Source organism: Shewanella waksmanii (assembly GCF_043643685.1).
In the GTDB taxonomy this organism is placed as follows: domain Bacteria; phylum Pseudomonadota; class Gammaproteobacteria; order Enterobacterales; family Shewanellaceae; genus Shewanella; species Shewanella waksmanii_A.
Genome location: NZ_JBHZSN010000010.1, coordinates 184,443 through 191,863, shown reverse-complemented (window position 1 = coordinate 191,863; position 7,421 = coordinate 184,443). Strand labels below are relative to the sequence as shown.

General features: G+C 42.8%; 7 protein-coding genes and 1 rRNA gene. 5 read left to right on the top strand and 3 right to left on the bottom strand.

The window, feature by feature from the left end; all coding sequences use genetic code 11:
• A 16S ribosomal RNA gene (locus ACHUFW_RS15955) occupies positions 1-69 on the bottom strand; the annotation flags it as partial.
• A gap of 672 nt (positions 70-741) precedes the next feature.
• On the opposite strand from ACHUFW_RS15955, the gene ACHUFW_RS15950 reads away from it, so the two are divergent.
• Positions 742-1,200 (top strand): RNA recognition motif domain-containing protein, encoded by a 459-nt coding sequence (locus ACHUFW_RS15950; RefSeq protein ID WP_394204334.1) that lies wholly within the window; start codon positions 742-744, stop codon positions 1,198-1,200.
• A 42-nt stretch (positions 1,201-1,242) separates the two neighbouring features.
• On the opposite strand, the gene murI is transcribed toward ACHUFW_RS15950, so the two are convergent.
• Positions 1,243-2,022, bottom strand: a complete 780-nt coding sequence (gene murI / locus ACHUFW_RS15945) for a glutamate racemase (protein WP_394204333.1) — start codon at positions 2,020-2,022, stop codon at positions 1,243-1,245.
• 159 nt (positions 2,023-2,181) lie between these two features.
• Here murI and trmA point away from each other — a divergent pair, with 159 nt between their 5' ends.
• Positions 2,182-3,279, top strand: coding sequence for a tRNA (uridine(54)-C5)-methyltransferase TrmA (gene trmA / locus ACHUFW_RS15940; RefSeq protein WP_394204332.1), 1,098 nt, complete (start codon positions 2,182-2,184; stop codon positions 3,277-3,279).
• A 36-nt stretch (positions 3,280-3,315) separates the two neighbouring features.
• Here trmA and fabR read toward each other — a convergent pair whose 3' ends face one another.
• On the bottom strand, positions 3,316-3,930 hold the full coding sequence (fabR, locus tag ACHUFW_RS15935) for an HTH-type transcriptional repressor FabR (protein ID WP_394204331.1): 615 nt from the start codon (positions 3,928-3,930) through the stop codon (positions 3,316-3,318).
• Between the two features lie 142 nt (positions 3,931-4,072).
• Between fabR and ACHUFW_RS15930 the strand changes: the two genes are divergently transcribed.
• The 3 genes from ACHUFW_RS15930 (at position 4,073) to mnmH (ending at position 7,412) form a co-directional block, all read left to right on the top strand.
• Positions 4,073-5,179: an acyl-CoA desaturase gene (locus ACHUFW_RS15930; RefSeq protein WP_394204330.1), complete on the top strand. Its 1,107-nt coding sequence runs from the start codon at positions 4,073-4,075 to the stop codon at positions 5,177-5,179.
• A gap of 89 nt (positions 5,180-5,268) precedes the next feature.
• The gene (selD, locus tag ACHUFW_RS15925; protein WP_394204329.1) at positions 5,269-6,309 is read left to right on the top strand and encodes a selenide, water dikinase SelD; all 1,041 of its coding nucleotides are present in this window, start codon (positions 5,269-5,271) and stop codon (positions 6,307-6,309) included.
• A complete protein-coding gene (gene mnmH, locus ACHUFW_RS15920; RefSeq protein WP_394204328.1) occupies positions 6,309-7,412 on the top strand; it encodes a tRNA 2-selenouridine(34) synthase MnmH in 1,104 nt (367 codons plus the stop codon). Before selD ends, mnmH begins: the two co-directional genes overlap by 1 nt.
• Positions 7,413-7,421 lie beyond the last annotated feature (9 nt).

The following is a 7,421-nucleotide window of genomic DNA, read 5'->3' as shown; positions in this document are numbered from 1 at the left end:
CCGCTCGACTTGCATGTGTTAGGCCTGCCGCCAGCGTTCAATCTGAGCCATGATCAAACTCTTCAATTAAAGTTTTGGTGAGACCTAAGTCTCGGCTCAATGAATTCTGATTCATCACTTAGACTCGGAAGAATCTAAGGATGTTTGTACATATTGCTATGAACACTCATCTAATCATTGATTTAATCTTTTTTCGATTAACTCAACACCTGTGAGTGTCCACACAGATTACTTGATAAATTGTTAAAGAGCGTTAGCGCATCTCGGCAAGCCCGAGTGGCTAGGGCTGCGTATTCTACGCTTTCCCTTGTTGGCGTCAAGTAGTTTTTAAAAAAAGTTTCAATTAATCACTTTTAATCAGTAAAAAATCTTGAAGACCTTATTTCTACCTTCAGCTCACTTAATCACGATAGCTAAACCACCGATGAATTAAGTTTACTAACTTGCTCACTATTCGCTTAGTAGCGCCGTTTGCCGTGTCAGTGGGAGCGCATTATAGGTAGCTCTGATTATTACGCAAGGGCTTTTTTTAATTTTCAGTTTCGCATGCCGATCTTTTACACACATTGGTGTTTTTTGTACCTAAAAGTACATTTTTGACACAGTTATGGACGATATTGCCTAGTAATCGACATTGCTTCGAGGTTACTTTTTCATCAATAGACTAGTGTAATGCTAAATAATTCATTACCATATACGAGCTATTAACAGTTATTTATCAATTCTTCAGAGAATCTATTTATGCAAAAGCCATTTCTTATTGTTTTGATCATCGCCGTTATTGGGGCGTTGGCACTTTTTCAACTTGTCGATGTTAATGCTGCTATCGCTTTTTTCACTGGTGCTATTATTGCTAGTGCAGTTTTTACCATGCAGTCATCAAACGCAGCGACAACTTCTAACACACAATACAAAGGCCCCACTATGACGCTGTATGTGGGTAACTTACCTTACCGAGTTCACGAAGGAGAAGTTAAAGAGCTATTCGGTAAATATGGTCCGGTTAATTCGGTCAGATTAGTACGCGATCGCAAAACGGGTCGTCGTAAAGGTTTTGGATTTATTGAAATGTCAGAAGCTGGCGCGAAAAAAGCCATGGCAAAATTGAATGAGTTTGACTTCCAAGAACGTACATTAAAAGTAAGAGAAGCAAAATCTCAAGACGCAGACAAGTCTGATAAAACTGAAAGCAAAGCTTAATCTAAAGCAAGATTAGCCAGGTGGAATGACTCGCTGTTTAGCCTAGTAAGGTTGTACTGTTGTAAATCCCCACCTGGTTAATGTATTTCTTAATCCCTCATCAATATCTGTTGTATAAAAAGCCTTCATAGACCCTGTCGCTTTATTACGTTCTACTGCACTCTCTGTTACACCAGACAGCTCCACGACCCTCGCAGCAATCGCTAATCCAGAATCCAATAGTTGCACCTTATGCCCCAAGGCGCTTTTAATCTCTGCTGCTAGTATAGGAAAATGGGTACAACCTAAGACTAGAGTATCGATATTGGCTTCTATAATAGGCGCGATGATTTGCGATAACCTTACTAGGTCAATCGGCTTACCTGCCATTTTGGCTTCTGCCATTTCAACCAATTCAGAGCTACCAAATAACCCAACAAAACACTGGGCAGCGAATTGATCGATTAAATCTTGGGTATAGGCTCTACTCACTGTCGCAGGAGTCGCCAATAGACCGATTCGTTTTGTGATTGATATCTGAGCTGCAGGCTTTATCGCTGGCACGACTCCGACAACCGGAATGGATGTTCTCGCCCGTAATTGAGGTAATAAAATTGTGCTGGCGGTATTACAGGCAATTACGATGATATCTGCCCGCACCTTCTCCGAAACTGGCAATATCAATTGCAAAGCGCCATCGACTAACGTTTGCTCTGACAATTCACCATAGGGTAACCGAGCATTGTCGAACAAATAGGTGTAGTGACTGTGTGGCAAACGTTGCTGAATCTGTTCCAGTACCGTCAGTCCACCGATACCCGAATCAAAAACCAGTATGTTCAATCAAAGCGCTCCAATAAACCAATCAAACTTATCAATTTCGGCTTGATACTAGGGAAATAACAAGCCTTTTGCGATGCTATTTTTTGTCACCCAAATACTGGACTTAAAAGTTAAGTAGTATACTATTTGCGCCCCAATAAACACGAACGGTGATCAGTAATGAATTTAGCAGCGATGGATCCTAACAAGTATGAAGCACAACTAGAAGCAAAAACAATTAAGCTTCAACAGGGTTTTAGTGCTTTTGATACGCCAACGCTAGAAGTCTTCAATTCTGATCCTGCGCATTATCGCATGCGTGCCGAGTTTCGTGTTTGGCATGATGGCGAAGATCTGTATTACTACATGTTCGACAAAGCCTTAAATCAAAAAGTACGCTGCGATCAGTTTTTACCCGCAAGTGAATTGATTAACCAGATGATGCCTAAGTTAATGGCAGAACTAAGGCCTAACTCGGTATTGCGCCACAAATTATTTCAAGTTGATTTCTTGTCGACTCTCAGTGGCGAAATTTTAATATCATTGCTATACCACAAGCAGTTGGATGAGCAGTGGCAACAGCAGGCTATTGCATTAAAGCAAACACTATCTGAAGAGTTTAATGTGAACTTGATTGGTCGTGCCCGCAAACAGAAAATCGTACTTGATAAAGATTTTGTTATCGAATCATTAGTGGTTAATCAGCAAACTCTCACCTACAAGCAAGTCGAGAACAGTTTTACTCAGCCAAACGGCAAAGTCTCAATCAAAATGTTGGAATGGGCAATAGATTGTACTAAGGATAGTCAAGGCGACCTATTAGAGCTTTACTGTGGTAACGGTAACTTCTCGATTGCGTTGGCACAAAACTTTGATCGGGTATTGGCAACTGAACTGGCGAAGCCATCGGTAGATTCAGCGCAGTACAACATTAGTGTTAACAACATTGAGAATTTGCAGATAGTGCGTATGTCTGCCGAAGACTTTACCGATGCATTAGCTAAGAAACGACAATTCCGCCGCCTAGAAGGTATTGAACTCGATAGCTACAACTGCGAGACCATTTTTGTTGACCCACCACGAGCGGGTTTAGATGATGACACATTAAAGATGGTTCAAGGTTACCAACGAATTATGTATATCTCATGTAACCCTGAAACTTTAAAAGCCAACTTAGACGTGCTGAATGAAACCCATAAAATTGTGCGTTTCGCGCTGTTTGATCAGTTCCCCTATACTGATCATATGGAATCAGGCGTATTGTTAGAACGTCGATAAATAACCAATAAAAAAGGCCCGCAAGGGCCTTTTTTATTAGCGACTGTCCATTTTATGCTGCAGTGCTTCAGCACCTTTAGCTACCATACGTAACTGAATCACCAAGCGGTCTGCCAGAACTTTACGGTCAACGCGCTTCATATCGAGTGCTGCAGCTCCCGCGTTAAATACTAGCGTCACTAGCGCTTCGGCCTGAGCACGAGCAAAATCAGGAGCACGGCCTGCTGTTGCCTCGGTATAATGGGCAAGCTCAGAAATAAAATGCTCTATTTCACGGGCAACCGCAGCACGAAACGGTGCAGAGGTTCCTGAACGTTCATGTAATAGAATTCGAAACACATTCGGGTTTGATTCAAGTACTTCCATAAACGTATCTACAGAGATACGAATAACGCTGCCGCCGGCTTCAGCCCGCTGTCTACCTTTACGCATCATTTGCCGTAACGTTAAGCCACCTTCATCAACCATCGTCAGGCCTAACTCATTCATATCTTTAAAGTGGCGATAAAAAGAGGTGGGTGCGATGTTCGCTTCTCTTGCGACTTCTCGCAAACTCAAACTAGAAAAACTTCGTTCAGCACTTAACTGGTTAAAGGCCGCATCGACCAATGCTCTGCGCGTCTTCTCTTTCTGTTGTGCTCTTACGCCCATCTTTTCCAACCTACTAATATCGACAATGTGCAAATCATACCTTCTTTGACACAAAAACGCAGCCCAACTTGACCCATAGTCACGAGCAAGTTAAATTAGCGTACATATGTACGCTCAAAATAAATGATGTTGGAAAATAATAATGAATAAACCCCCTATCATCTGGACGAATGTCCTACTGTTCACCTTGACCTTTTTAGGTGCAGTTGTCGCTGTGCCGCTATATGCGGTAACCACCGGCATTGATACCATGGAATGGGTAGCATTTGTGGTACTTGCTTTTGCCAGTGGGCTATCTATTACAGCGGGTTACCATAGATTATGGTCTCACAAAACCTACAAAGCACACGCTTCTATGCGTTTTTTATTTGCGCTTGGCGGCGCCTTAGCGCTACAAAATAGTGCGTTACATTGGTCATCGGATCATCGAGTACATCATAAGCACGTTGATGACAACGATAAAGATCCTTATTCAGCTAACATGGGTTTTTGGTATAGCCATATTGGCTGGATGCTTCGTGAATATCAGGCCCAACGTTATCACGATTACAAAAATGTCAGAGACCTACAAAATGACGCAATTGTGATGTGGCAACATAAATATTATTTACCCTTGATGCTCATCATGAATATCGGCCTACCTGCATTCTTAGGTTGGCTTAACGGCAATATTTTGGGCATGTTACTGATTGCGGGATTACTGCGTTTAGTGGTTGTCCACCATTGCACGTTTTTTATTAATTCACTTGCCCATGTATGGGGTTCTCAACCTTATACCGACAAAAATACTGCTCGTGATAATGGTTTTATCGCTTTGTTCACCTATGGCGAGGGCTATCATAATTTCCATCATATCTTTGAAAATGACTATCGTAACGGCATCAAATGGTGGCACTACGACCCAACAAAGTGGTTAATCAACACCATGGCATTTTTCGGATTGGCAAGTCATCGACGCGTTACACCTCAAGAGCGTATAGAAAAGGCTCAGCTACAGATGCAACTTAAACGCACCGAAAGTTCGATAAAACAGCTGGCAAATTACGAAGAATTGATGGAGAGATTGCATCAAGAATACGAACTACTCAAGTCTCACCTTAGTGATTACTACAATGCAAAAAAAGCCTTACTTGATGCCAAAAAAGATAAACTGAGTAGCCATCAACTTGCAGCTCAAGTGTCGCAACTTAAAAAGCAGGTACAAGCACAACGTAAGACTTGGCGCACATTAACTGCAAATTACGCTTAAGCATTTGCAGACAAATATTGATTAGCTGTATCGCACACTAATCAATTCAGTCTATGATGTTGACCATCAACTTAACGATGGTCAACATCATGACAACAGCAAAAATCAAATTAACAGAATACAGCCATGGTGCTGGCTGTGGCTGCAAAATATCTCCCAAAGTACTGAGTACGATTCTCGATTCACAACTGCCTGCTTTTCATGATGACAACCTGATTGTCGGCCACCAAAGTCGAGATGATGCTGCCGTTTATCGGTTAAACGACGACATTGGCATTATTAGCACCACTGACTTTTTTATGCCCATCGTCGATGATCCTTTCACCTTCGGTAGAATCGCCGCCACCAACGCCATTAGTGATATTTACGCTATGGGAGGTTCACCGATGATGGCCATTGCTATTTTAGGCTGGCCAGTCAATGTTCTTGCACCAGAGATTGCTCAACAGGTTGTTGATGGCGGCCGCCAAGCCTGTAGAGAAGCAGGAATAATGCTTGCTGGCGGTCATAGTATTGACGCTCCTGAACCTATTTTTGGCCTTGCCGTAACAGGGCAAATCCCCTTATCTGAACTAAAGCAAAACAATACCGCACAAGCTGGTGATAAACTCTATCTTACCAAGCCCTTGGGGATTGGTATTTTGACAACCGCTCAAAAACAGAAAAAGCTTACCGAAGAAGATCAACATATTGCCGTTGATGCCATGTGTCAGCTCAATAAGCTGGGCCCAACTATCGCCAAATTAGCGGGCGTTAATGCCATGACAGATGTCACAGGCTTTGGTCTGGCAGGACATTTATTAGAAGTATGCCAAGGCGCTCAGCTACATGCCAAAATTGACGTGAAGCAGCTACCACTGTTACCCAAAGTGTCACATTACCTCAATATGGGCTGTATTCCTGGCGGCACACAACGTAATTTCGAAAGTTATCAGCAAAGCCTCCCTGCACTAGACCCACAGCAAAAAGCAATACTTTGCGATCCGCAAACCAGTGGCGGACTATTAATTGCCGTCAATATTGAACATGAAGCTGCATTGATTGAGCTACTCAAAGAACATGACCTACCAAGTCAATGTATTGGCCAACTGCATGCTGGCAGTCTCAACCCAACCATTGAGTTAATTTAATGAGCAGCAATATTATTCCACAAACGGAATTTCGCCAGTTATTTATCAGTCGGCACCCCATGATCGATGTAAGGGCTCCAGTGGAGTTCGCCAAAGGGGCATTTCCCCATGCGAGTAATTGCCCACTTATGGTGGACAGTGAACGCCAAAAAGTCGGTACTTGTTATAAACAACAAGGACAACAAGCTGCTATAGAGCTAGGCCATAGCCTAGTTAATGGTCGAATCAAACAACAACGCATCGATGCATGGTTAAGTCAGCTAGCTTCACAACCAAACAGTTATCTGTATTGTTTCCGCGGTGGCCTGCGCTCTAGACTCTCTCAGGCTTGGCTGAAAGAGTGTCAACTTGATGTGCCTTTTATTGACGGCGGATACAAAGCGATGCGCCAATATCTCATTGATGTGATTGAGCATGGTCCAAGCCAACCGCTATATATCTTAAGTGGCGCCACCGGATGCGGTAAAACCGCATTGATACATCAACGCAGCGAAGCAATCGATCTCGAAGGGCTTGCTAATCATCGCGGCTCCAGTTTTGGCCGTCGCCATGATGAGCAACCGTCCCAGATCAATTTCGAAAACAATCTCGCGGTGGCACTACTACAACATCAAAATACACAAGCTACATGTCTTATTGTCGAAGATGAAAGCTTTCTCATCGGCCGCTCAGCAATTCCACAAACTTTTTACCAACGAATGCTTGCCGCTGAAGTGGTTATTTTGCATGAAAATCAACATGAAAGACTGGAGCGACTATTGGATGAATATGTGCACCAAATGCATCAAGGGTTTGTATTGCGTCAAGGTCAACAAGCTGGTTTTAATGCCTTTAGTCAGTATTTAATGCAAAGCCTACGCAGCATAAAAAAACGCTTGGGCGGATTGCAGCATGACCAATTAGCCCAGCTGATGCAACAAGCACTCGATCAGCAAGCTAACAGCGGTGACACTCAGGCTCATTTGGCATGGATCGAAATTCTATTGCAAAAATACTACGATCCTATGTACCAGTATCAACTAGAAAAGAAGCAACGCAAGGTGGTCTTTCAAGGCGACAAGCATGAAATTAATCAATGGCTTAATACCGTAAAGCACACGTAAAACGATAAC

Coding starts and splice junctions, on each gene's coding strand:
- fabR (WP_394204331.1), bottom strand. CDS start 3,930: ATGGGCGTAAGAGCACAACAGAAAGAGAAGACGCGCAGAGCATTGGTC.
- mnmH (WP_394204328.1), top strand. CDS start 6,309: ATGAGCAGCAATATTATTCCACAAACGGAATTTCGCCAGTTATTTATC.
- trmA (WP_394204332.1), top strand. CDS start 2,182: ATGAATTTAGCAGCGATGGATCCTAACAAGTATGAAGCACAACTAGAA.
- ACHUFW_RS15930 (WP_394204330.1), top strand. CDS start 4,073: ATGAATAAACCCCCTATCATCTGGACGAATGTCCTACTGTTCACCTTG.
- ACHUFW_RS15950 (WP_394204334.1), top strand. CDS start 742: ATGCAAAAGCCATTTCTTATTGTTTTGATCATCGCCGTTATTGGGGCG.
- selD (WP_394204329.1), top strand. CDS start 5,269: ATGACAACAGCAAAAATCAAATTAACAGAATACAGCCATGGTGCTGGC.